The organism is Pseudomonas sp. (assembly GCF_002796985.1).
Lineage (GTDB): Bacteria > Pseudomonadota > Gammaproteobacteria > Pseudomonadales > Pseudomonadaceae > Pseudomonas.
Genome location: NZ_PEKX01000002.1, coordinates 231,416 through 255,668 on the forward strand (window position 1 = coordinate 231,416; position 24,253 = coordinate 255,668).

The following is a 24,253-nucleotide window of genomic DNA, read 5'->3' on the forward strand; positions in this document are numbered from 1 at the left end:
GAGTGTTAATTTCGTAAGTGCTATATCAGTAGATGCGCGCATAGTACTTTCAAATAAGATGGCATTTTTCGCCGAAAGATATTTCGGCAGAATGCACGAGGTTGTTGTTATTTATTAAGTACAGCCAAGGCGAGTTGCTTTAGGCTGCTTTTTTCTGGGAGAGGGGATTTTGTGCCTAGCAAATAGTATGTCGCACATGTATAGAGAATGAAAAAGTATGAAGGAGACTCACGAGGTGTAGACCCTAGTCGGATAACATCTAGTTTACTCTTGTAAACAGACTGGAATGGATCTAAATAACATATCAATAGAAAGAATATAAATAGGGCGGGGAGTGCCTTGTAGTTTCTATTTTTGTATGTGTTATATAGCAAGAATGTCGCTAAGACGGTTTTTGTGATTCCAATGATAAATGGTAGTAATACGTAACCTTTATCAAAGAAGGGTATTCCTTCATTACCACCTACTAGAAATGCTGTAAGGATCTGTATCCATGGATCTATATCTAGGTCTACGTAATTAGCCCACTGTAAATTTTCAAAGTAGAAGACTATGTTGTATCCGACGGTCACCCCTCCACCATAATTAAGCGTTGCTGAGGCAGAATCTACACCCATAAATTTTGCTAGCAGAACGTCCTTGTAGGTGAGCGCTATTATTAAAGAAACTGTCATGGCCGATATTGCGGGAAGTGCATTTTTTTTACTGGTAGAGGAGAAGGTTAGAGTAATGATTATAATAATAGCTATTAGCATGGGTCTTAATGACATGCTAAAAATCGTGAGCAATATCATAAAAAATAGTAATTTGTATTTGCTTTTTTGTAATGCAAATATACTGCCGAACGCTGCCGACATCCCAAGCACAAGTGGCTCTCCATGGCCTCCTGTGACATCGGCATCTGTATTGGAATAGCCACCGTTTGCGCCATGTAGCAAGAAATTAATACCAAAATTTTGGCCGCGCGTGACCATTTCAAGAATCATAATTATTATGGTTGTCACAAGTAGGCACGATAAAGAGTAATAAAGGGTTTCGCCGGCTAAGTGAGTGGTTCTATTTTTTCTTATATTGTAAATTATTATGCTGAAAAGACATGGGGCAAGGCACCAGTTAATAAATATGTAGCTGTCAAAATTGGAGTTTATTATAGACTCCATTGAATAAATGAAAGCCCTGCCCCAGAAATAAAGAAATAGTGCTATCCAAAATATAAGTTCAGATTTTGCTAATCTATTCTGTTTGTTAGGAGATGTGATCCTGAAGATAGAGAATATTAAGAGAATAACAAATGTTATTGGCCAGTAGGAGTTCGAAATCAAGGGGATTAGCACGCTGCCTCCCCATACCAATACCGGAAGCGACGCGCATAATATAATGAAGAGGTTCTTCGCTTTGTGAGAGATAGACGCGTAAATCAAGAAGGCAGTTGTAGTTAGTGTGACAATGTATGGGATGAAGTATTTTAAGTTGTCAGAGTCTCTGTAGCTTAGGTAGTTGCTGGATAGTATTATCCCTATAAAAAAAATTATACTTATCACTATCTTTAGTAAGGCTATCTTCTGATCTTGAAATATTATTAAGTTTTTCATATATGCAATCTATTTAGGTTGTCTAGATTAAATTCCCTTTGATTGTTTTTTCGTAGTAAGACGGTGGGGAATAGATCAGAAACAGAAAGCTTTGGAGCGTCTGTGAACCTTGTCTTTACGAGTTCTCTGTCTTCATTTTTAAAATTTAAAATAGAGCATTGTTTCAATTGATTGGTTGGGGGTGTTATTAGTAGTGCTTTAACTTGGCGGCTTGATTACCGGGCAGGGATAATTTTTAGTATGGCTAAGCAGAGTTAGGTTTCTTAATTCTTTTCTTGCATAAGCCCGGGTTGCTATCGATCTTGTTATCGTCAGCAGCAGCATTGTGAAACAGATGATTATCAGGGAATGCTGGGGTTTTATTATGTAAAGTATCGCGGCTGTGGAGAAAAATACTGTTGAGAGCGGTAAGTTCATTATTAGCATGAAGCGACTGCGTTCGGCCGACATTAAGATGTTTGAGTCAACAAGTGATTGAGTGCTTATGAAGTTTTGGATTACCAATATAAATAGCGTTACGGCTTGGGCGTAAGTCAGTCCTTCTTCATTGGTTGTGATTAAATATATAGCCATGAGCGAGTTTAATATTGTGGTTAATGTATTGCTAATTAGGATGTGGCGAGACATGCGAGGAATCAAGGTTTCTATATTTCCTGAAGTCGCCATTGATCTTGAAATCTCAGATATTTGATGGAGAGAAATTGCTCTTGGAATTAGTATTGCTATTGCTGAGATTGATAGAAATATGGCGATAGCTCCAGCAGTTTTGGAATCGTCAAAATGGAGTGCGAGCGGTACTATACTTAATGGAATTCCTCCGCTTAGAAAGTTTGTGAAGCCGAACTCTATTCCTTTAGGTTCAAATTTTATTGTAATGGTTCGAATTCTTTCCTTGTATAAAATAATTCCGGTATTTGCTATTCCTGCAAGAAACATTGGTAGTGATATTGCGAAAATAATTCCGAAGGTATTTTTTGTTATTGATAATGAGATTGCGGTGGATGTGATGATAATTAGGTCGAGGGTGATAATTCTCTTGTATTTTCTTTTGGCGATCAGATAGTGTCTAGTTGTTTGGTAAGTTGTCCACCCCCCTAGGAGTAGTGATATATATACGGCATCCAGTGGTGCGTTTAGTATCTTTCCAGTAAATAAAATTATAGATACTGTGATTGCCAGTGAGATTATGCTCATCCACGATAGATTGGCAGTTTCTTGCGCCTCAACTCTACTTGAAGCTGACTTGGGGATTCTTACTAGAATTAGCGAGGACCAACCAATGGCAGTAAAGAATCCGGCTATCTGTGCAATAAATAGCCAGGAGGATACGGATCCCAGAGTCTCTCTGCTGAAAAACGATTGAATTATAAAGAATATTATGACTCTGTGAGCCCCGGGTAGCCCAGTAGCAAATACTGGTTCGGCTCGACTGATTATATTTCGTAAGGGGCTCACGGAATTCCAGGTTTATAAGTTTTAGGTGATGGCTATGTTCTGTTTGTTTCAGAAGAACGGCATTTGTGCGCTTTCATCTATTGCCAGAATCCTTTTGTGTCTATTATTGACAAGCTTTCTAGCTTATCTTTTCTGATTGTTTTGAATTCATCGTGATCAACCAGAAGGATTACAATTTCTGCTATATTTAATGCGGTATCTACATCTACAAGACTAATTTTTGACTCTAGTGATTTTGGAAGTGACTTGATATTAGGCTCAACCGCCATCAGCGCACCTGGAAAAATCTCAGAAAGTTTTTTGGCTATTCCTAGTGCAGGGCTTTCGCGTAGATCGTCAATATTTGCTTTGAAGGCTAGGCCGAAACAGGCGATTTTTGGTGAGCCTAGTTGAGATGCTGCTTCCTTTACCTTTTCGATCACCCATTCTGGTTTTTTATCGTTTACTTCTCGTGCATTGCGTATCAATTTCGCTTGATCGGGAGTTTTGTTGACTATGAACCAAGGGTCGACAGCAATACAGTGCCCCCCTACGCCAGGCCCCGGCTGGAGGATATTGACGCGAGGATGCCGATTGGCGAGCTGAATAAGCTCCCACACATTTATATCCAACTTGTCGCAGATTATAGATAGCTCATTTGCGAAAGCGATATTTACATCGCGAAAACTGTTCTCTGTCAGCTTACACATTTCGGCGGTGCGCGCATTGGTAACAATACATTTTCCTTCGACGAATATTTTGTAAAGTGCTACTGCCGCATCTGAACACTTGGGTGTCATGCCACCGATGACACGGTCATTCTCTACCAATTCTCGCAATACTTGGCCCGGAAGGACGCGCTCGGGGCAATGGGCAATGCGAATATCCGACTCCTCCCCGTGTGTCTGGGGGAAGCTCAGGTCAGGTCGCGCTTCGGCTAGCCAAGCGGCCATTTGTTCAGTGGCACCCACTGGTGACGTGGATTCGAGTACGACCAAGTCGCCTTTCTTCAGTACTGGCGCAATGGCTCTGCTGGCTGACTCGATGTAGCTGAGATCAGGTTCATGTTGGCCCTTGAAAGGAGTCGGGACGGCAACCAGAAATGCATCTGCTGGCTCCGGAGTAATGCTTGCGCGCAAGTATCCACCACTAACTGCCGCCTGTACCACTTTGTCTAAATCGGGCTCGACAATGTGGATCTCACCACGGTTGATGGTCTCGACGGCGAGTTGATTCACATCGATGCCAATGACCCTTTTTTTCCGAGAGGCAAATACGGCGGCGGTCGGCAGGCCGATGTAGCCCAGACCTACTACCGAGATTGTCTGGTAATGCATGGTTGTTTCCTTCTATGGAACCGAAATTAAAAGTTGATGCGGTGGGATGTCCGGCCTGTTGGCCGCTTATCGGCGTGTGCGCAGAGTGTCGAGTACTCGACTGCAGGCATTGCCGTCCCCATAGGGGTTGTGGGCAAAGCTCATGGCGCGGTAGGCATTGGGATCGGTCAGCAGGATGTTGAGCGCGCGAACGATGTTCGTGGTGTCGGTGCCCACTAGCTTGACCGTACCGGCTGTTACTGCCTCTGGGCGCTCAGTCGTATCACGCATAACCAGGACAGGCTTTCCAAGGGAGGGCGCTTCTTCCTGAATGCCACCGGAGTCCGTGAGGATGATGTGCGCGCGACTCATCAGGTAAACGAACGGCAGATAATCCAGTGGCTCTATCAAATGGATGTTGGGAATGCCGACCAACAGTCGGTTGACGGGTTCACGGACGTTGGGGTTGAGGTGGACGGGATAGATGATGTCGATCTCAGGGTGTTGCTGTGCTACTTCCATTAGGGCTTGGCATATTCGTTCGAACCCATCGCCGAAGCTTTCCCGACGGTGGCCTGTCACGAGGATGAATTTTCGATTCAGGTCAAGGTGCTTAAAAGGCTTGGCTGCCTGGGCTTGAAGTTCTGTGTCTCTGTCAAGTCTGGCCACTACATCGAGCAAGGCATCAATAACGGTGTTGCCTGTGACGATGATGGATTCCGACGCTATTCCTTCTCTCTCAAGATTGTTTTTGGATGTGCTGGTCGGAGCGAAGTGCAGATCGGCCAGAGCACCGGTAAGTTTCCGGTTTGCCTCTTCTGGCCAGGGCGAATAGAGATTCCCGGTGCGTAGGCCTGCCTCGATATGGGCTACTGGAATCTGTTGGTAGTAACAGGCCAAGCTGGCGGCAAATGTCGTGGCGGTGTCACCGTGCACGAGTACCACATCCGGTTTATATGAGTTGAAGATGTGCTTCATGCCTTGCAGGATGGCAGTCGTTATATCAGTAAGATCCTGGCCGGGCTTCATGATGTTTAGATCGAAGTCCGGCTTGATTTCAAAAAGATCTAGGACCTGATCCAACATCTCACGATGCTGCCCAGTCACACAGACTTTGGCGTCGAAACTTTCATCATCGGCCAACGCCAAGGCCAAAGGTGCCATTTTAATGGCTTCGGGGCGTGTGCCGAAAATACAGAGCGTTTTGATGGGCATATGCAGCTCCTGCGAAGCTATCTAATACGTGCAAGTTGATTGTGATCTCTGCAGCTTTGGTTGCGACAAAATTATTGTGCAGAGAATAAGTTCCGAAGGCTTTTGATCTGGCGGCTATGCCGTGATTGGCGGATATTGACCAGATATCTGCTTGTCGTGACTTTTAGGCCTTAATAAGACACGCTACCGCCCCAGGATTGTTCGTTAACTCCTGAGACGTACATCTGGTTTTTGTATTAGAGGCTTGGTGGGTGTATTCAGAGAGGCTCAGCCAACTCTTAATAATCCTTTAAGTGGCGCGCTGACTTTCACCTCGCGCTGTAGCAGTCTCAGCAATATCAGCACTCTCTCCGTTCCGTCCTTGGTGAGGAAAATAGCCTCCATGCCCTGGGAACCATCCCAGTTCACAATTACTCTGTCCCCTGGCTGAAGTTCATGTTCAATGGGGCAGGCCGTATTGCGTATTCTTTCGATAATATTTATCGGGACTGGTACTGGATCCGCCCCGAAGCGGACAATCTGACTGACTCCTCGTGTGGAGCGAATCGGCATCCAGTTATCCTGCAATGTATCCAGCTCGATAAACAGGTAACCGGGAAACAAGGGCTCTTCATGAATGCGCCATTGTCCTTTTTTCAGGCGCTCGAACTTGTGCATCGGCAGCAGGCATTCATAGCCCTGATGCTGCAGATGTTCGAGGGCACGCAAGTCCTGCTTGGGTTTGCACTGCACCAGGTACCAATGTTTCTCAGTTGTCGAGTCCATGTTTCCTCCGGGAGGTATCTATCCTCCGGTGTCGGTCAGCTCTTGTCCGACAGGTATTCGTACTGGTAGGAGGTGTACGCTCCGTCCCTGTAGTAATCGGTGGCGCGCCGTTCGACACCGTTGAAAATGGCGCCTTTGAGTTCAATGCCGTTCTGCTCGAAGCGGCGGATAGTCAGTTCGATTTCCCGCGGGGCGTTCTTGCCGAAGCGGGCAACGATCAGGCTGGTCCCAGCCTGTCGGCCGACGATGGCGGCATCGGTGACGGCGAGCAGGGGAGGGGTGTCGAGGATGACCAGGTCGAATTCGCTGCTGGCCCGCTCCAACATGTCGGTGAAGTTGGGGTGCATCAGCAGTTCCGACGGGTTGGGCGGGATCTGGCCTCGGGAAATGAAGCAGAGGTTTTCCACTTCGGTCTGCCGGACGGCCTTACTGAATTCACAGCGTTGTACGAGTAGATCGGAAAGGCCGTTCTGTTCCGGTACGCCCAGTACTTTGTGCAGGTAGCCCTTGCGCATGTCGACGTCGATCAGCAGGACGCGTTGGCCGGCCTGGGCAATGACGGCGGCGAGGTTGGCGCTGACGAAGGATTTACCCACCGCCGGGCTGGGGCCGGAGATCATCAGGCGGTTGTCACCGGATTCCAGCATGGCGAAGTGCAAGCTGGTTCGCAGGCTGCGCATCGATTCGACCGCCAGGTCGGTGGGGTGTCGGGTCGCGAGCAAGGGGGCGGGAACGATGCTGCCCTTGTGCTTTTTGCTGTCCTTGCTGCGCTGGTTTTCTTCGGATTGCTGCAGCGCGCTGTGTGGAATGGACGCATAGACGGGCAAGCCGAGCTGTTCGATGACTTCCGGATTTTCAATACCGCGATTGAGTGCCTTGCGCAGCAGAACCAAGGCGATAGCGGCGAATAGCCCGAGCAGTGTTGCGATGGCGACGATCAGCGCCTTTTTCGGCTTGACTGGCTTGGTGGTGTCGACATCCGCCGAGTCGATGATGCGAACGTTGCCGACGGAGCCGGCGCGCATGACGTCCAGTTCCTGGGCCTTGTTCAGCAGTTGGGTATAGATGGCGGTGCTCACCTGCACGTCGCGGGTCAGGCGTAGTAGGTCCTGCTGGGTTTCCGGGAGTACCTCGACTCGTTTGGCGAGACCGTTCTGCTTCGCAGTCAGTTCACCGATCTGTCGCATCAACGCCTGGTAGGCCGGGTGCTGGCGAGTGAATTTGTGGTCCATCTCGGCTTGCTGGAGTTTGAGCTGCGAGATGCTGGTGTCGAGGGCGACGATCTGGTCCAGAAGGGCCTTGGTTTCCAGGCTGATGTCCGCCGATTTGGCGCGGGACTGGTAGCTGCTCAGGGCGTTTTCGGCTTGCTCGAGGTCATGGCGCACATCGGGCAATTGGCCGCGCAGGAACTCCAGGCTGGACGCCGCCTCGGCCGAGGCGCGCTCGACGTTCTGCAGGACGTATTGCTGGCTGATCGCGTTCAGCACAGCAAGTGCCTGGTCGGGCTGCTCGTCATCCAGGGACAGGGAGAGAATGCCGGATTCCTTGCCGGTTTCGCTGACGTTCAGGCTCTGCTGGTAGTCGAGGATGGCGCTGAGCCGACGTTCGCGGGTCACGCTGAAGCGTGTGCCAGGGTTGCCGCGCAGGGTTTCGACTTGAACCTTTACGCCGTGCTGCTCGAGGGGCTGGCCTACCAAACCTTCTACCAGCAGGTTGTCGAGGCTGAACTGGCCCTTGTCGCCAGCAATGAGCGTCAGCTTCTTGTCCAGCAGTACGCTGGGTACATCAAGCTGGAAAATCTTCAGTGTTTCGCCGCCCCAGGCGAAGCGGCTCATGCCCAGCAGGGGCGAGGCGACATCGCCTGGCTGGTCGGGGCTGTAGTGGCGATGCAGGAAGTTGCCAATCAGTGGGAACAGTGACGGCTGGATATCGATATCCAGCTTGAGGGTGTCCACGGCCTTTCCGATCACGGCGCGCGAGGTGAGCAGTTGGATCTCGGTGACCGCTTGCGACTGTGCACCCAGCAGGTCGCTCATGTCCGATAGGCCGGGAATACCGGGCTTCTTCTGCTCCACCTGGAGGGTGGCGCTGGCCCGGTAGGCCGGTGGCGCCAGCAGCGCATAGGCGGCGCCCACAACCATGAAGCCGGCAGTAATACCGGCGATCCACCACTTGTGATCGAGCAGGGTGCCGAACAGGCCGAGCAGGTCGATTTCGTCGTCATCGACTGCGGGCGGGAGGGTGGGGGCTTGTGGGTACATGACGGATAGGCTTCTTGGGGAGTTCAGTGTTGGGGGTGAAGGCGACGGGACCAGGCCTGGGCGCTTTCTTCGATCAGGGCATAGGCGTGCTCGAATGCAGCGCTGCCTTGCCGATAGGGGTCAGGTATTTCTCGTTCGTTCTGCCACTTGCCCAGCAAGTAGGTCTTGCCACGCGAGACGGGCGAAAGCTGGAGGACATTGCGTAGTTGGCGCTGCTCCATGACCAGCACCAGGTCCGCTGACTGCAGCAGGTGTGGCGTCAGCTGGCGGGCCTGGTGTTCGTGAGGCTGGTGGCCATGTCGTTGCAGCGTGGCGAGTGCGTTCCTTTCGAACGGGTGGTCGACCAGCGCGGTGAGGCCGGCGGAGCGGACTCTGATGCTGGAGCTGCCCAGATTCTGCTGGAGCAGGTACTCACCTGTCGGACTGCGGCAAATGTTGCCTGCACAGACAACCAGTACGTTCTTGAACACGCTGACCACCGTTGTATGGATTGATCGCTACCTATGGGCCGCGAAAATTAAGCTTCGCAGCCGAGCGATTCAATGCGCTTCCCCCCCTGTTTCAGGGGTTTAGGAATTCTCTGAGGAGGGTTAAAGGGAATCCCTTCAAAAGGCAGATAGAGGAGGACAATTCTGGTGCTGTTCAGGAGGGGGGGAGCGCGGTTCCGACTGGGCGGAGGGGACGGGAGTAGAGCGGGCAGGAGCAGAGGAAGATGCCTCCCAAGGGGGGAGGCATCAGCGGATCAGCCGATAGCGAGTTTGTTGGCAGTCTGCTCCGGCATGAAGCGCGAGTAGAGTTGGTCGAGCGAGCTGTGCAAATGCTCTTTTGAGTGGAGTTGCTGGATGCTGTGGGCGTTGTGATGCAGACGTAATTGCGCCTCGGACTCTCCCCTGGCGAAGGCGTTTATCTCCCGGCTGGCGTCCTCCAGGCTCTGGAGTGTCGTCAGGCCTTCCGTTGTGAAGGGGCCGATGCTGCGCAAGGCAATTGGTAAATCGAGCTTCGCCGCCTCCAGTACCGAGATGGGGAAGCCGTCCCACGCGGCGGTGTGGAAGTACAGGTCGAGCCCTTTCATGTGGGCAATGACTTCTCCGCGCGGGCGCCAGCCGGTGACTTCGATGCCGGCCTGGACCATTTCCGCCATGACCTGGGCGTCGCCGCCACCGATCCACTTGAAGTGCGCCACATCCGCGCAGCTCTCCGCCAGGGCGCGGAAATACTCGTGGCCCTTTTGCCGGCTGATACGCCCGACCATGCCGATGACCGGCTTGTTGGTGAGGCTACGGACGGCCGGCACTTCCGGCAGTTCGTCGCAGACATTCACCAGACCCAGTGTGTGCGTCGGCTCGATCAACTCCCCGGCGATGCGTTGTTCATCCAGGCCGCAACCGGCGATCACGGCGGTCCGTCGCGCCAGCAACGATTCAATGGCCCGGTAAGCCTTGAGCATCATCGGATGGTCGCCGCGCAGGAAAGCAAAACCGTGGGGGGTGTAGACGATCTTCTGCGCGGGGATGAAGGGCAGGGCACGGATCAGCGCGCCGGCATAGGTGCTGTGCAGGTGGATGACGTCCGGCTGTACGCGATCGATGTAGGGTTTCACCCGTGCCAGGCTGGAAAGGCGGCGGGGCACCAGTTCTCTGTGCTTGAACAGGCCCTGGCTTTCCTCTCCCGTGGTGTCGCCCTTGCGCACCGAGGCCAGCAGGTAGTGCTCATGCTGCTGGGAGTTGAGGATGTAGGAGTTGATGGCCGACGTGACGCCGCCGCCGAAGGACTCGGTGATGTGCAGAATTTTCATAAAGCGATGTGGGCCCCTGGAGAATTACTTGTCGTAACTGGGCGACCAAACAGCTGAATATGGCCTTTCTTGGCTAGAGGGTAGCCTTTTTCAGCATCGCTTTGTAAGGATTCTTGACGCTTTTGTAGGAATCTTTCTTTTTCGTCAAATTACCGGCGATTGCGTAATCTGGCTGTCCACGGAGCGACTGTGGATTCGATCAGCGCATAGGCGCGCTCGAAGGCTTCCGGTCCCTGGCGGTAGGGGTCAGGAATCTCCTGGTCGGTCTGCCACTTGCCCAACAGGAAGGTCTTGCCGCGGGCCTCGGGTGCCAGGCGGATCACGCTCTGGATCTGCGATTCTTCCATGACCAGCACCAGGTTGGCTTCGTGGACCAGTTCGGGAGTGAGCTGGCGGGCGGAGTGAGGATGAGGATGGTACCCGTGGCGGCGCAGGATCGCGAGGGCGGTACTTTCGATGGGGTGGCCGACCAGAGCACTGAGCCCGGCAGAGGCCACGGCGATGTCGCTGCCCTGCAGGGATTCGCGCAGCAGGTGTTCAGCGATGGGGCTGCGGCAGATGTTGCCGATGCAGACGATCAGAATCCTGTTGAACACGAAGTGCGTCCCTGACCGCGACCGAAGAGTAGATCGTCAGAAATCTATCGGTCGCGGTGCAGGGGCGTCAAGCCGCCGTCAGGGGCTGGTCCAGCTTAGCCCTGGCTGGCGGGAGGCTGTTCGGTGGTGGGGCCTTCTTCCTGGGGCGGTCGATCGAGCGCGACTTGGCGGATGGACAGGCGAATCTCCGCCGGCAGTACCCGCTTGGCGGCGCCTTCAGCCAGTTCGCCGAGCAGTGGGTGATAGCTCAGCTTGCCGCTCTCGTCCTTGCGCAGCACATCTTCGTCGAGCAGGGTCTGGATGAAGTGGCGGAACAGGCTCTTGTCGAAGAACTCCGGCGCGTTGAGCCCGTGCAGGACCGACAGGCGCTGGGCCATCACGGTGCAAAGGTTTTCCAGTTCCTCGGCGGTGAGCTGCTTCTGCCCGGCGTTGAGCACCAGCGAGATGGACATGTAGAAGCGCTGCAGGGTCTGCGCAATGGCGCGGGCCAGCAGGGTCAGCAGCACGTACTGGCGCGAGCTGGGCGGCGGGCGAATGAAGGTGTCGTTCTCCTGCTTGAGCAGCTCGCTGGCCACCATGGCCTGCAACCACTGATCGACCACGGCGTCCAGCTCTTCCAGACTCCAGCGGATGAACAACTCGGCCTGCAGGTACGGGTACAACGCGCGGGTATAGCGCAGCAACTGCTCGCGGCTGATCCGCCCGCTGTTCTGGAAGAAGCTGGCGATCAGCGCCGGCAGGGCGAAGATATGCAGCACATTGTTGCGGTAGTAGGTCATCAGCACCGCGTTCTGCTCGTCGAGGTAGCAGATGCGGCCCAGAGCGTCCTTCTGCTCGCTGAGCAGGTTCATGCTCTTCACGTACTCGATCAGTTGCTGGCCGTCGCCCTCGGGCAGCGTGGCGCTGGGCGAGTAGGGCACCTTGCGCAGCAGGTCGAGGTAGAGGTCGATCACCCGCGCCAGGGCGGTTTCGTCCAGCGCCAGGCGGGTAGTGGACAGCAGCGCCAGGGCCACCAGGTTCACCGGGTTGATCGCCGCGGCGTCATTGAGGTGGCGGGCGACGTCGCGGGCCAGGTGGTGGGTGGTTTCCGACAGCCAGGCCGGGCGGTATTCCGGAGCCAGCTCCTGCTGGCGCCAGTCCGGCTGCTGTTGGTCGAGGAAACGATCGAGGTGGATCGGCTCGCCGAAGTTCACCCAGACCTGGCCGAAGCGCTGCTTCAGTGCACCGACGACCTTGAAGATGTCGAAGATCGATTCCTTTTTCTTCTCCGCTCCACGCAGTTCGCCCAGATAGGTCCGGCCCTCGAGTACACGCTCATAGCCGATGTACACAGGAACGAAGACGATGGGCCGGCGCGAGTCGCGCAGGAAGCTGCGCAGGGTGATCGCCAGCATCCCGGTGCGCGGGTGCAGCATGCGCCCGGTGCGGGAACGGCCGCCTTCGACGAAGTACTCGGTGGAGAAGCCACGGCTGAACAGGGAGTGCAGGTACTCGTTGAATACCGCGGTGTACAGCTGATTGCCCTTGAAGCTGCGGCGCATGAAGAACGCGCCGCCACGGCGCAGGATCGAGCCCACCACCGGCATGTTGAGGTTGATGCCGGCGGCGATGTGCGGCGGCGTCAGGCCATTGCGGAACAGCAGGTAGGACAGCAGCAGGTAGTCGATGTGGCTACGGTGGCAGGGCACGTAGACGATTTCGTGGCCTTGGGCGACTTCCTGCACGCGCTCGATGTGGTTGACCTTCACTCCCTCGTAGAGCTTGTTCCAGAACCAGGTCAGGGTCACTTCGAGGAAGCGGATCACCGGGTAGGAGACATCGGCGGCAATCTCGTTGGCGTAGCGCAGGGCGGCGGCTTCGGCCTTGTCCTGCGGAATATTCTGGGTGTCGCATTCTTCCTGGATCGCCTGGCGCACCAGTGGTGCGCGCAGCAGGCCCTTTACCAGAGTACGGCGGTGGGAAAGGTCAGGGCCGATGACTGCGGTCTTCTGATTGCGGAAATGCACGCGGAGGATGCGCTGGACCATGCGCAGGGTGCGCTCGTGTCCCTTGTTCTGTTCCACCAGTTCGCGCAGATGGATGGGCGCGGAGAACTGCACGCGGGTCTTGCGGCCGAGGATGAGGATGCGCGCCAGTTTGCGCAGGCGGCCGGTAACCGCCCAGTTGTCGGCGAACAGGAGCTTCCAGGCGCTCTTCTCGCTATCCGGAGATTGGCCCCAGAACACGCTGACCGGGATGATCTGCGCGTCGTCGATGCCGTTCTGGCCAATGGCGCCGAGCATGCGTACCAGCGCCGGCGGCGCGCCGCGCTTGTCGTGGCGGCCCAGCCAATCGGGCTCCGGCGTCAGGTAGAAGAAGGCTGCTGGCTCGATGGACTCTCCCACTGCCACCGGCATCACCGGGCGCGGCAGGCCGGCTTTGCGGCATTCGGTGTCGACCACGGCGAGATCGCTCACCGAGGGTTGTTGCAGGACGTAGAGGACCGGTTTGCTGCGGTCGATCTTCAGGCTGAAGGCCGACTGGTTGATGGTTTCCGAGCGCACCCAGAGGTACAGCAGGCGGCGCAGGGCACCAAAACCGAAGCGGCGGAACGGGTAGCGAGGCATACAGGCCCTATGGCTGGCAGAGGTAAAACGAGCGATTGCTCAGGTCGGCTAGTTTGCCGGATTAGGCTTCGCCAGCAAAGCCACGAGCGCTTGGTCGGAGCGGGCGGACACCGCGTGGCCAGCGGCTATCCTGCCATTTGGGGAATGACATTCTATGGAGGTGTGCGATGCGTACGTTCACCTGGGGTTGCCTGCTCGCTCTGTTGGCGGTGCTGCCCGCCGAGGCCCAGACCGTGGTCCCGCTGAAGGGCCAGAGCAGCCAGCAGATGCAGCAGGATATGGCTGACTGCAACAGCGTTGCCGCGAGTAGCACGAGTGCCTCCAGCCCCCATGTCGGTGGGCGGGTGAAAGGTGCTGCTGCCGGGGCGGCGGCGGGCGCCGTGGGTGCCGAGGTGCGCGGCCGCCAGCATGACGAGGTTTATGACCGCGCCGGCGATAACGCCAAGCAGCAGTATCGACAGAACCGCGCCGGTGAGGTGGCGGCCGCGGGGGGAGTTGTCGGTGCTTCGCGTCAGCGACAGGAGCGTCGGCAGGACCGACGTACCCAGAACGAGGCCAGCACCAGCGCCTATGGCGGCTGTTTGCAGGGTAGGGGGTATCAGGTCAGCCCCTGATGGCTTACGACCCAATGCTGTTTCAGTGGCTCTTTGATGGTGCGCAGCTGTTGGCATTACAACGAGGGTGTGGAAGTCGGCTGCGCCCCTTATCTCTCTTTCCCAATGCATTGCCGGCCTGCCGATTCGACGCGGGAATGATTGAGCATAATGCCGCCGGGTGAATTGTAGGGCGCACTCTCGCAGCGTCTGAAAGACATTTCCGGAGATCGCGCAAAACGATTGAGCGGGAACGAAACTACCCGCGATAAAAGAGCGAAAGTGAGAAAAGGTCCACGTTCGAAACACTTTCGTTACGCAGGGTAACGAGCACCAAAATGGCTCTGCAGGCCCCGAAAAATGGCACTTTGGCCTGTTTGGTCACAACACCACGGTGTGATTGAAAAAGTGCTTTTCAGCTGTAACTTTTGATTTATATACTCGGGAGCGCTGTCGCCCTTGGGCGTTATTCGAATTTCCTTCCTGCGTGCCTTTCGGCTCGGGTTGGACGATAAGGAAAGCGTTCAGCCGGCGACTGCCGAAGTCCTCATTTCCGGGGGCTATCTAAAAATAATAGGCAAGTTGGAGAGTGTGGTAATGGCTGATCGTGAGGTCGGAACCGTCAAGTGGTTCAATGACGCCAAAGGTTATGGATTCATTCAACGCGATAGCGGTGCGGACGTTTTCGTTCACTACCGTGCCATTCGTGGCGATGGTCACCGCTCCCTGGTCGAAGGCCAGAAAGTGGAGTTCTCGGTGATCCAGGGTCAGAAAGGCCTCCAGGCGGAAGACGTCGCCAAGGTCTGACACCCCGAAAACAAAGGCCCGTCCAATGGACGGGCCTTTGTTTCTAACACCGTGCGCCAGCGAAGTTTCAGCCCGTGCGCCAGGTGATCTCTTCGACGCCTGCGGCGGTCACCTTCAGCCAGCGGTCAGCGTCTTCCTCGCCCTGATCCTCGCTCCAGCTGCCCGGCGCGCAGCGCACTTCCACTTCCAGTGCGGCGCAGGCATCTCGGGCGCAGGCGATATCGTCTTCCCACGGGGTCTTGCCGCTGTCCAGGAACAGGCTGTTCCACTTGCCCACCGCCTTGGGCAACCAAGTGGCGGGAATGCTGCCGGCGGTGCACTTGAAGGTTTCGCCCTGGGCGTGCCAAGCGGTGCAGGGGCCAAGGGCCTTTTCCAGCCAGGCGCTGACGGCGGCCTGGTCGGCATCCTTGATGTAGATCTCGATATCCGGTTGGCGCATGGCGTCCTCGTCAGGGTTCTTGGTGTTGCAGCCAATCGTAGCGTACCGCGACCGTCACCTCGAAGGGCTCGGCGAGAATGCGCTCGCGCCGTTCGGGGTTGACCCGCCAGCCGTGGGGCGTCATCGCCAGCAGGTGTTCGCGGGCTTCGCGGGTGTGCAGCGGCAGCTTGAAGCTCAGTTGTTCGGTATGTGCCAGCTTGAGATCTGCGGGCAGGTCGGCGAGGTGCTTGTCCTCGACGTACTCGCGCACTTCATCGTACAGGCGCTGACGCAGCTCCAGCAGGTGGTCGCGCGCCGGGCCCAGGCGCAGCACGCCGCCACCGGGAGTGAGCAGGCGAGCCGCTTCCTTCCAGTCGATCGGGCTGAACACGCTGGCCAGCAGTTGGCAGGAGGCATCGGCCAGCGGCACACGGGCCATGCTGGCGACCATCCAGGTCAGTTGCGGGGCGCGTTTACAGGCGCGTTTGACCGCTTCGCGAGAGATATCCAGTGCATAGCCATCGGCATCGGGCAGGGCTTCGCCCAATTGCGCCGTGTAGTAGCCCTCGCCACAACCGATATCCAGCCAGCGCCCCGGAGCGCGCTCAGCCGCCAGTGCGGCCAGCCGTTTCGCCAGCGGTGCATAGTGGCCGGCGCCGAGAAAGTGCCGGCGTGCCTCGACCATGGCGGCGTTGTCGCCCGGATCGAGGCTCTTCTTGTGCTGCACTGGCAGCAGGTTCAGGTAACCCTGGCGGGCGCGGTCGAAGCGGTGACCGGCAGAGCAGGCGACACCGCTGTCAACGTCGGTCAGCGCCTCGCGGCAGAGCGGACAGATCAGCATCATTTCTTCCCTTGCGGCAGCCCCTGAGTCGGCCCCAGCGGTTGCGGCAGGTCGTTGCGCAGCACGGTCGGCAGCGAGCGGCGGCGCTGGGCGATCTGGTACACGCGCAGGGCGTAGCGGCGCTCGGCGGCTGGCGCGGGCGGCGGGGTATCGGGCTGCACGGCGCCCAGGCAGAAGCCTTTGTTCGGTCCATTCATGCCAGCAGTCGCACCAGGGTCTGGTAATAGATTTCGGTCAGTACATCGAGGTCGCTGGCCAGCACGCGTTCGTCCACCTGGTGGATGGTGGCGTTCACCGGGCCGAGCTCGACCACCTGGGTACCCAGGGTGGCGATGAAGCGGCCGTCGGAGGTGCCGCCGGAGGTCGACGGGGTGGTCTCGCGGCCGGTCACCGCGCGGATCGCGGCCGCCACGCCATCGAGCAGCTCACCCGGCTGGGTGAGGAACGGCAGGCCCGACAGCGCCCAGTCGATGTGCCACTCCAGGCCGTGCTTGTCGAGGATGGCCGCAACGCGCTGCTGCAGGCCTTCCACGGTGGACTCGGTGGAGAAGCGGAAGTTGAAGATCACCTTCAGCTCGCCGGGGATCACGTTGGTCGCGCCGGTGCCGCCATTGATGTTGGAGATCTGGAAGCTGGTTGGCGGGAAGAAGTCGTTACCGTTGTCCCAGTGCTCGGCGGCGAGTTCGGCCAGGGCTGGGGCGGCGAGGTGGATCGGATTCTTCGCCAGGTGAGGGTAAGCCACGTGGCCTTGCTTGCCACGCACGCTGAGGGTGGCGCCGAGGGAGCCGCGACGGCCGTTCTTGACGATGTCACCGACCAGGGTGGTACTCGACGGCTCGCCGACGATGCACCAGTCCAGGCGCTCGTTGCGCGCTTTGAGGCGCTCGACCACGGCCTTGGTGCCGTGATGGGCCGGGCCTTCCTCGTCGCTGGTGATCAGGTAGGCGATGCTGCCGCGATGGTCCGGGTGGTCAGCGACGAAGCGCTCGGTGGCGATGATCATCGACGCCAGGCTGCCTTTCATGTCCGCCGCGCCACGGCCGCAGAGCATGCCGTCGGCATCGATCAGGGCGTCGAACGGCTGGTGCTGCCAGGCCTGCTCGGGGCCGGTGGGGACCACATCGGTATGGCCGGCGAAGCACAGTACCGGGCCATTGGCGCCATCACGGCCCTGGCGCAGGGCCCAGAAGTTATCCACCTCTTCGATGCGCATGGGCTCCAGGGCGAAGCCGCAGGCGTCCAGGCGTTGCATCATCATCTGCTGGCAGTCGGCATCGACCGGTGTAACGGAGGGACGGCGAATCAGCTCGCAGGCGAGGGCCAGTGTCGGCGAGAGGGGCATCAAGGGGCATCCTGGGGTGGAACGGAAAAAGGCGACCATCTTAAAACAAAAACGCCGGCGATTGGCCGGCGTTCTTGGTTGCGGATGGATGGTCAGGCCGCGGGTGTCGCCGGGCTCGGTTCCGGGGCTGGCTGCGGCCCTGGTGCCGAAGACAACAGCGCCATGATCACGGCCGCGAGGTAGGGCAGCGACTGCACCAGCAGCATCGCCACCCAGAACAGCATGTCGCGGCTCGGCACGCCCTGCACCAGCACGATGCCCAGGGCGGCGCCCCACAGCAGGAGCATGATGAACACTTCCTCACGCGCCTCGGCCAGCGCCACCAGGATGCCGTGGTTGGAGGCCATCTTCGGTGTGCGGAAGAACGGGATGGTCTTGGTGAATGTCCCGTAGAGCACCGCCTTGGCGATGGTGTGCGACAGCGCAAGGCCTGCCACCGCCGCCTGGAACGAGCGCAGCAGGTCCACGCCGACGGCGCGGCGGTAGAGGAACATGATCTTGCCGAACTTGAAGAAGAACAGCGCCAGCGGTGGGATGGCGAAGATCAGCAGCGGCGGGTCGACCCGCTTGGGCACGATGATCATCGCCGAGGACCAGAGCAGCGCGCCGACGGTGAAGAAGATGTTCATGCCGTCGGCGATCCACGGCAGCCACCCGGCGATGAAGTGGTAGCGCTGGCCGGTGGTGAGCTTGCTGTCCTTGCCCTGGAACAGAGCGCGGGCATGGCCCTTCATGATCTGGATGGCGCCGTAGGCCCAGCGGAAGCGCTGCTTCTTGTAGTCGATGAAGGTGTCCGGCATCAGACCCTTGCCGAAGCTCTGGTGCGAGTACGCGGCCGAATAGCCCTTCTCGAACACCCGCAGGCCCAGTTCGGCGTCCTCGCAGATGGTCCAGTCGGCCCATTTGAGCTCATCCATCACGGTCCGGCGGATCATCGTCATGGTGCCGTGCTGGATGATCGCGTCGCGGTCATTGCGGGTGACCATGCCGATATGGAAGAAGCCCTTGTACTCGGCGTAGCAGAGCTTCTTGAAGACGTTCTCCTCGCCGTCGTAGTAGTCCTGCGGGGACTGCACCACGGCGATCTTCGGATCGGAGAAGTGCGGCACCATCTGCTTGAGCCAGTTCGGCTCGACGCAGTAGTCGGCATCGATCACCGCAACGACTTCGACGTCCGGCGCGGTGTGCGGCAGGATGTAGTTCAGTGCCCCGCCCTTGAAGCCGGCCAGCGGCGCGACGTGGAAGAAGCGGAAGCGCGGGCCGAGCACTTCGCAGTAGTCGCGCACCGGTTCCCAGACCGCCGGGTCCTTGGTGTTGTTGTCGATGATCAGGACTTCGAAGTCCGGGTAATCGAGCCTGGACAGGGCATCCAGGGTCTTCTTCAGCATCTCCGGCGGCTCGTTGTAGCAGGGCACGTGCACCGAGACCTTGGGCCGGTAGCCGGTATCGGTGAGTACCGGGTCGAACGGCCGGCGGCGCTTGCGCACCCAGACGGTCTCGGCCAGTTCGTGGGCTTCGGTGAGCAGGACGATGAACACGCCCAGCGCGCCGATGCCCAGCAGGCCGCCGACGGTCATGCTGAACCAGGTGCTGTATTGCTGGCTGTAGTCGTAGGCGATCCACACCAGCACCGAGCCACCGGCGAAGGCGACCACGGTGAGGAAGGTCCGCCCGCGCTGGCGCAGGGCGCTGCCGTCGATCATCAGCAGGGTCAGCGCGAGCAGGGCCATCACCACCGAGGCAACCGCCAGGGCGCGCCACTGCGGGATGTTCACCACCGGCCCGTCGAAGTTGAACTTCGGCTGGCGCTGGGCGTTGTAGACACCCCAGTAGGCGCCAACGGAGCCTTCGTCACCGACTTTCCACGGCTGGTCGAAGGCCTCGACGACGAAGTAGTTGTAGCCCTTCTTGTTCAGCGCATTGGTCAGTGTACGCAGGTAAATGGCCTGGTCCGCCTGGGTGGCGTCGGCGCCGCCACGCATGCGGCCGTTGCTCGGCCAGCCGACTTCGGCCAGCAGCAGCGGCTTGCGCGGGAACTTGGCACGCAGCTCCTTGGCGCGTTCGAGGACGAACGGCACGGCGTCGTTCATCGGTGTGTATTCCCAGTAGGGCAGGACGTGCGCGGCGATCAGGTCGACGTGCTTGGCCAGCTCCGGGTACTTCTCGTAGATGTGCCACTGCTCGGCGGTGGTCACCGGCACCTTGACCGCCTTGCGCACGCGATCGAGGTAGGCAGTGATCTGCTCCACCGTGACCTCGCGGCGGAACAGCGCCTCGTTGCCGACAATGACCCGCACCACGCTGCGCGAGTTGTTGGCGATTTCGATGCCGCGCTCGATCTCGGCTTCGTTCTCGGCCTCGTCCGGGCCGATCCAGATACCGAGACTGACGCGCATGCCCAGCTCTTCGGCCAGGCGCGGGATATCGGCCAGCGAACCCTTCACCGAGTAGGTGCGGATGTTGTCGGTGTTTTTGGACACCAGTTCCAGGTCCGAACGGATCTCGTCGTCGCTGGGGAACTGGTTCTTCTGCGGATTCTGGTTCAGGCGGAACGGCGAGAAGGAGAATCCGGAAATGCTTTCCGGCCAGGCAGGAACGCTGACAGGGCGGTTATAGAGGGCCCAGAAGCCGGTGAAGAGTGCCGCGAGGGCGACGAACACCACCAGGTTGAGGCCGAACTTGCGTGAAGGCATGGTGCGATCGGGTTCCAAAGGGTGGAACGGGGAGGGGCCGGGCTAATCTCTGTACGGGATGGCTCGGTCGGGGCGCATCCTACCCCGCACTCCGGGGGCTGTACAGGTTGCCGGCGCCGTCCGCCGCGTGGGCGTCCGTGGGCATTTTCCGACAGTTTAGAATGTGCTGTAGGTGCGTGACTGAGACTGCGGCAATCCGGCTTTGTTGCAGGCGGGCCCAGGCCGATTGTTATAGGGGCCCGGTCGTTACAGGAGGCCGGCCGTTATAGAATGCCGGCCGTTTCGAGATGAGGTGTGGGCGATGCAATGGGATGAACAGCGTTTCGGCGGAATCGCGCGGCTATACGGCCGTGAGGGCCTGGAGCGGCTGGCGGCCAGCCATGTGGCGGTGGTCGGGATCGGCGGCGTGGGCTCCTGGGCGGCCGAGGCCCTGGCGCGCAGCGGCGTGGGCGAGATTTCCCTGTTCGACCTGGACGACGTCTGCGTGACCAACACCAATCGCCAGGTGCACGCCATCCAGGGTGCCGTGGGCAAGCCCAAGGTCGAGGTCATGGCCGAGCGTCTGAAGGCGATCAACCCGGGCATCGTCGTACACGCTGTCGCCGATTTCGTCACCCGCGAGACCATGGCCGACTACATCACTCCCGAACTGGACTGCGTGATCGACTGCATCGACAGCGTCGCCGCCAAGGCTGCGCTGATCGCCTGGTGCAAGCGCCGCAAGCTGCAGATCATCACCACTGGCGGTGCTGGCGGTCAGGTGGACCCGACGCAGATCCAGGTCGCCGACCTGAACAAGACTTTCAACGACCCGCTGGCCGCCAAAGTCCGCTCCACGCTGCGCCGTGACTACAATTTCTCGCGCACGCCGGGCCGCCATTACAGCGTGCAGTGCGTGTTCTCCACCGAACAGCTGCGCTATCCCCAGCCGGACGGCAGCGTGTGCCAGTCCAAGAGTTTCGTCGGCGAAGGCGTGAAGTTGGACTGCGCCGGTGGCTTTGGCGCGGTGATGATGGTCACTGCGACCTTCGGCATGGTGGCTGCGGCCCGGGCTGTGGACAAGATCGTCGCCGGGGCGCGGCGACCTTCGGAACGCGCTGCGGGCTAACCGCCTTTGTAGGAGCGGATTTATCCGCGATGGTCTCCGGCGCGATGGGGGGCTATCGCGGACGGAGTCCGCTCCTACGCCCAGCCCAGCGTCTCAGACGGTGAGCAAGTCCTGCATGCGCTTCAGAACGGCATTCAACCCATTGCTGCGCGACGGCGACAACTGCCGGCCCAGGCCCAACTGCTCGAACCAGCCCGGCAGATCGATGGCTGCCAGCTCGTCGGCAGGCAAGCCATCCACCCGCACCAGCAGCAAAGCCAGCAACCCGCGCAGCAGACGCGCATCGCTGTAGGCGCGGAAGTGCCAGCGGCCGTCACGCTGATCCGCCACCAGCCAGACGTTGCTCTCGCAGCCCTGCACGCGCTGCTCATCGCCAAGTTCGGCTTCGCTCAACGGCTCCAGGCGTTCGCCCCATTGCATCAGCAGGCGCGCGCGCTGCTCCCAACCCTGCAAGGCGGTGAAGGTTTGCAGCGACTCGGCGGCAGCGGCGGGCAGGTTCATCGCAGCAGCTCCAGGGCGCTGTCCAGTGCAGTGAAGAAGCGCTCAAGGTCGGCGCCGTCGTTGTACAGGGCGAGGGAGACGCGCAGCGCGCCAGCGACATCCAGGGTCTTCATCAGCGGCATGGCGCAGTGGTGCCCGGCACGCACGGCGATACCCTGCTCGGTGAGCAGGTGGCCGAGATCGGAGACATGCACGCCCTCGACCGCGAAGCTGGCCAGCGCCACTTCCGGCTCGCCCAGCACTCGCACGCCGTCACGGGCGCGCAGGCCAGCCAGCAGGCGGGCGTGGAGGAAGTCCTCGTGGGCGCTGACTTCAGCGCTGTCCTGCGCGGCCAGCCATTCCAGCGTGGCACCCAGGGCGATCACCGGGCCGATGGGCGGCGTGCCAGCCTCGAAGCCCATGGGGGCGTTGTGGAACTGTGCGTCGAAGTAATCCGCCACGCGCACCATCTCTCCGCCGAACTGCCAGTGCGCCAGGCGCTCCAGCGCTTCCGCGCGGCCCCAGAGCAGGCCGAGGCCTTCCGGGCCGTAGAGCTTGTGGCTGGAGCAGACGTAGAAGTCGCAGCCCAGCGCCGACAGGTTGTGCCGGCCGTGCACCACGCCTTGCGCTCCATCCACCACGCTTATTGCGCCGTGTTGGCGGGCCATCTGCAGCAGTTCCGCCAGCGGCTGCCAGGTGCCGAGCACATTGGACAGCTGGCTGACGGCGAGCAGGCGGGTGCGCGGGCCGATCAGGCCGGCGGCGCGGTTCAGGTCGATACGCCCGTCGGCGTCCAGCGGCAGTACGACCAGTTTCAGGCCGCGCCGCTGCGCCAGTTGCTGCCAGGGCAACAGGTTAGCGTGGTGTTCCAGGGCGCTGATGGCGATTTCGTCGCCCGCCTGGAACTGGCCTTCCAGCCCGTAGGCCAGCAGGTTCAGCGCCTCGGTGGCACCGCGGGTGAAGACGATCTGCGCCGGGCTGCCGCCATTGAGCCAGTTGGCGGCCCGCGTGCGGGTCGCTTCGAAGGCGCGGGTGGCGCGCTCGCCGGGCAGGTGCTGGGCGCGGTGCACGTTGGCGGCGCCGCTGGCGTAGTAGCCGGTGAGGGTGTCGATCATGGCGCGCGGTTTCTGCGCGGTGGCGGCGCTGTCGAGGTAGGTCTGGCCTTCGGCCTCGAAGGCGGCGAAGGCCGGGAAGTCGGTGCGCCAGGGCGAGGGAATGGACATGGGCGTGCGGCCGGTTGCGGGAATGGAAAACGGGGGCCGCAGCCCCCGCTTCTCAAAGCTTAGTGCGAACCCCGCGTGAACGGGGCGCTCAGCTTAGTTGTGCGCGTGCAGCGCTTCGTTCAGTTCGATCGCGGTCTTGTTGGTCTTGCACTCGACTGCGCCGGTCTGGGAGTTGCGGCGGAACAGCAGGTCGGCCTGGCCGGCCAGGTCGCGGCCCTTGACCACTTTGACCAGGGCATTCTGGTCGTCCAGCACGGCGATCTTGGTGCCAGCGGTCACATACAGGCCGGCTTCGACGATGTTGCGGTCGCCCAGCGGGATGCCGATGCCGGCGTTGGCGCCGATCAGGCAGCCTTCGCCGACGCTGATGACGATGTTGCCGCCACCGGACAGGGTGCCCATGGTGGAGCAGCCGCCGCCCAGGTCCGAGCCTTTGCCGACGAATACGCCCGCGGAGACGCGGCCTTCGATCATGCCCGGGCCTTCGGTGCCGCCGTTGAAGTTGACGAAGCCTTCGTGCATCACGGTGGTGCCTTCACCGATGTAGGCACCGAGGCGGACGCGGGCGGTGTCGGCGATACGCACGCCGGCCGGGACCACGTAGTCGGTCATCTTGGGGAATTTGTCGACGGAGAAGACTTCCAGCAGCTTGCCCTTCAGGCGCGCTTCCAGTTGCAGCTCGGCCAGTTCGGCCAGGTCGATGGCGCCCTGGTTGGTCCAGGCCACGTTCGGCAGCAGCGGGAAGATGCCGGTCAGGTTCAGGCCGTGCGGCTTGACCAGGCGGTGGGAGAGCAGGTGCAGCTTGAGGTACGCCTCCGGGGTGGAACTGGGGGCGGCATCTTCGGCCAGCAGGGTGGCGACCAGCGGCTTCTGGCTCTCGGCCAGGCGATTGAGCAGGGCGGCCTGGGCGGCGTCGATGGTCTTTACCGCATCAGCCAGCTGGTAGGCCTGGTGGGCAGTGAAGGCGATCGCCTGGTTGCCGCCTTCGTAAGAAAGCAGCGGGGCGATGGCGGCGACCAGTTCGGCGCTGGGGTTGAGCAGCGGCTGCGCGTAGAAGACTTCCAGCCAGTTGCTCTGGCGGTTCTGGGTGCCGACACCGAAGGCCAGGCTGAACAGGGATTTCGACATGTGGGTGGTTCCTTGAAAAAGTTTCTCGAAGAATGATGTC

General features: G+C 59.1%; 21 protein-coding genes. 3 read left to right on the forward strand and 18 right to left on the reverse strand.

Features of this window, described 5'->3' with window-relative positions:
* Nucleotides 1-107: 107 nt before the first annotated feature.
* From CTR55_RS01475 to plsB, 10 genes are all read right to left on the reverse strand, one after another.
* Entirely contained in the window at nt 108-1,334 is a 1,227-nt protein-coding gene (locus CTR55_RS01475; protein ID WP_296283776.1) for a hypothetical protein, read from the reverse strand.
* A gap of 456 nt (nt 1,335-1,790) precedes the next feature.
* On the reverse strand, nt 1,791-3,047 hold the full coding sequence (locus CTR55_RS01480) for a hypothetical protein (protein ID WP_296283777.1): 1,257 nt from the start codon (nt 3,045-3,047) through the stop codon (nt 1,791-1,793).
* Nucleotides 3,048-3,124: 77 nt separating this feature from the next.
* Nucleotides 3,125-4,363 (reverse strand): UDP-N-acetyl-D-mannosamine dehydrogenase, encoded by a 1,239-nt coding sequence (gene wecC, locus CTR55_RS01485; RefSeq protein ID WP_296283778.1) that lies wholly within the window; start codon nt 4,361-4,363, stop codon nt 3,125-3,127.
* 66 nt (nt 4,364-4,429) lie between these two features.
* Nucleotides 4,430-5,557: a UDP-N-acetylglucosamine 2-epimerase (non-hydrolyzing) gene (wecB, locus tag CTR55_RS01490; RefSeq protein ID WP_296283779.1), complete on the reverse strand. Its 1,128-nt coding sequence runs from the start codon at nt 5,555-5,557 to the stop codon at nt 4,430-4,432.
* Nucleotides 5,558-5,824: 267 nt separating this feature from the next.
* Complete coding sequence (rfaH, locus tag CTR55_RS01495; protein ID WP_296283780.1) at nt 5,825-6,322, reverse strand: transcription/translation regulatory transformer protein RfaH; 498 nt, start codon at nt 6,320-6,322, stop codon at nt 5,825-5,827.
* 35 nt (nt 6,323-6,357) lie between these two features.
* The gene (locus tag CTR55_RS01500) at nt 6,358-8,583 is read right to left on the reverse strand and encodes a polysaccharide biosynthesis tyrosine autokinase (protein WP_296283781.1); all 2,226 of its coding nucleotides are present in this window, start codon (nt 8,581-8,583) and stop codon (nt 6,358-6,360) included.
* Between the two features lie 23 nt (nt 8,584-8,606).
* Nucleotides 8,607-9,053, reverse strand: coding sequence for a low molecular weight protein-tyrosine-phosphatase (locus CTR55_RS01505; RefSeq protein ID WP_296283782.1), 447 nt, complete (start codon nt 9,051-9,053; stop codon nt 8,607-8,609).
* Nucleotides 9,054-9,325: 272 nt separating this feature from the next.
* On the reverse strand, nt 9,326-10,378 hold the full coding sequence (locus CTR55_RS01510; RefSeq protein WP_296283783.1) for a glycosyltransferase family 4 protein: 1,053 nt from the start codon (nt 10,376-10,378) through the stop codon (nt 9,326-9,328).
* Between the two features lie 149 nt (nt 10,379-10,527).
* Nucleotides 10,528-10,974, reverse strand: a complete 447-nt coding sequence (locus CTR55_RS01515; RefSeq protein ID WP_296283784.1) for a low molecular weight protein-tyrosine-phosphatase — start codon at nt 10,972-10,974, stop codon at nt 10,528-10,530.
* A gap of 95 nt (nt 10,975-11,069) precedes the next feature.
* The gene (plsB, locus tag CTR55_RS01520; RefSeq protein WP_296283785.1) at nt 11,070-13,580 is read right to left on the reverse strand and encodes a glycerol-3-phosphate 1-O-acyltransferase PlsB; all 2,511 of its coding nucleotides are present in this window, start codon (nt 13,578-13,580) and stop codon (nt 11,070-11,072) included.
* A 167-nt stretch (nt 13,581-13,747) separates the two neighbouring features.
* Between plsB and CTR55_RS01525 the strand changes: the two genes are divergently transcribed.
* Both CTR55_RS01525 and CTR55_RS01530 read left to right on the forward strand, forming a co-directional pair.
* Nucleotides 13,748-14,194, forward strand: coding sequence for a YMGG-like glycine zipper-containing protein (locus CTR55_RS01525; protein ID WP_296283786.1), 447 nt, complete (start codon nt 13,748-13,750; stop codon nt 14,192-14,194).
* Between the two features lie 576 nt (nt 14,195-14,770).
* A complete protein-coding gene (locus tag CTR55_RS01530) occupies nt 14,771-14,980 on the forward strand; it encodes a cold-shock protein (protein ID WP_296283787.1) in 210 nt (69 codons plus the stop codon).
* Between the two features lie 67 nt (nt 14,981-15,047).
* Here CTR55_RS01530 and CTR55_RS01535 read toward each other — a convergent pair whose 3' ends face one another.
* The 5 genes from CTR55_RS01535 to CTR55_RS01555 all read right to left on the reverse strand — a co-directional run bounded on the left by CTR55_RS01535 (nt 15,048) and on the right by CTR55_RS01555 (nt 20,274).
* Nucleotides 15,048-15,419 carry a hypothetical protein gene (locus CTR55_RS01535; protein ID WP_296283788.1) on the reverse strand — a complete coding sequence of 124 codons (372 nt, stop codon included), beginning with the start codon at nt 15,417-15,419 and terminating at the stop codon, nt 15,048-15,050.
* Nucleotides 15,420-15,429: 10 nt separating this feature from the next.
* A complete protein-coding gene (locus tag CTR55_RS01540; RefSeq protein ID WP_296283789.1) occupies nt 15,430-16,239 on the reverse strand; it encodes a putative RNA methyltransferase in 810 nt (269 codons plus the stop codon).
* On the reverse strand, nt 16,239-16,436 hold the full coding sequence (locus CTR55_RS01545) for a hypothetical protein (RefSeq protein ID WP_296283790.1): 198 nt from the start codon (nt 16,434-16,436) through the stop codon (nt 16,239-16,241). The genes CTR55_RS01540 and CTR55_RS01545 overlap by 1 nt, the downstream gene beginning before the upstream one ends.
* Complete coding sequence (gene dapE / locus CTR55_RS01550) at nt 16,433-17,581, reverse strand: succinyl-diaminopimelate desuccinylase (RefSeq protein ID WP_296283791.1); 1,149 nt, start codon at nt 17,579-17,581, stop codon at nt 16,433-16,435. Before dapE ends, CTR55_RS01545 begins: the two co-directional genes overlap by 4 nt.
* 92 nt (nt 17,582-17,673) lie before the next feature.
* Nucleotides 17,674-20,274 carry a glycosyltransferase gene (locus CTR55_RS01555; protein ID WP_296283792.1) on the reverse strand — a complete coding sequence of 867 codons (2,601 nt, stop codon included), beginning with the start codon at nt 20,272-20,274 and terminating at the stop codon, nt 17,674-17,676.
* 301 nt (nt 20,275-20,575) lie between these two features.
* Here CTR55_RS01555 and tcdA point away from each other — a divergent pair, with 301 nt between their 5' ends.
* On the forward strand, nt 20,576-21,382 hold the full coding sequence (gene tcdA / locus CTR55_RS01560) for a tRNA cyclic N6-threonylcarbamoyladenosine(37) synthase TcdA (RefSeq protein WP_296283793.1): 807 nt from the start codon (nt 20,576-20,578) through the stop codon (nt 21,380-21,382).
* Nucleotides 21,383-21,475: 93 nt separating this feature from the next.
* On the opposite strand, the gene CTR55_RS01565 is transcribed toward tcdA, so the two are convergent.
* From CTR55_RS01565 to dapD, 3 genes are all read right to left on the reverse strand, one after another.
* Entirely contained in the window at nt 21,476-21,883 is a 408-nt protein-coding gene (locus tag CTR55_RS01565; RefSeq protein WP_296283794.1) for a SufE family protein, read from the reverse strand.
* Nucleotides 21,880-23,085 (reverse strand): cysteine desulfurase, encoded by a 1,206-nt coding sequence (locus CTR55_RS01570; protein ID WP_296283795.1) that lies wholly within the window; start codon nt 23,083-23,085, stop codon nt 21,880-21,882. Before CTR55_RS01570 ends, CTR55_RS01565 begins: the two co-directional genes overlap by 4 nt.
* 93 nt (nt 23,086-23,178) lie before the next feature.
* Nucleotides 23,179-24,213 (reverse strand): 2,3,4,5-tetrahydropyridine-2,6-dicarboxylate N-succinyltransferase, encoded by a 1,035-nt coding sequence (gene dapD / locus CTR55_RS01575; protein ID WP_296283796.1) that lies wholly within the window; start codon nt 24,211-24,213, stop codon nt 23,179-23,181.
* Between the last annotated feature and the right edge of the window lie 40 nt (nt 24,214-24,253).